2 rRNA genes are annotated in these 346 nt (G+C 49.7%); both read right to left on the reverse strand.

Annotation, left to right across the window (positions count from 1 at the left end):
• Positions 1 to 70 (reverse strand): 5S ribosomal RNA (gene rrf, locus AACU78_RS19140); the annotation flags it as partial.
• A 168-nt stretch (positions 71 to 238) separates the two neighbouring features.
• Positions 239 to 346: ribosomal RNA gene (locus tag AACU78_RS19145) — 23S ribosomal RNA — on the reverse strand; the annotation flags it as partial.

Genomic DNA, 346 nt, shown 5'->3' on the forward strand with positions numbered 1-346 from the left:
CGGCGATGCATCGTTTCACTGCTGAGTTCGGGATGGGATCAGGTGGTTCCAATGCTCTATGGTCGTCAAGAAATTCGGGTACTGAGTCGTGACCATGTGGCCTCGCTTCAGCAAATTGGGTATGTGACAGCTTTCGGTGTTTTGTGAGATTCGAACTTTCGGTTCATTTCGTCTTCACACACCGCAATCTGGTCTCTTCGCTTTTCAGCGCAGAGCATTCAAATTGCTTGGGTGTTATATGGTCAAGCCTCACGGGCAATTAGTATTGGTTAGCTCAACGCCTCACAGCGCTTACACACCCAACCTATCAACGTCGTAGTCTTCGACGGCCCTTCAGGGAACTCAA

It is taken from the genome of Pseudomonas sp. R9.37, assembly GCF_963878885.1.
Lineage (GTDB): Bacteria > Pseudomonadota > Gammaproteobacteria > Pseudomonadales > Pseudomonadaceae > Aquipseudomonas.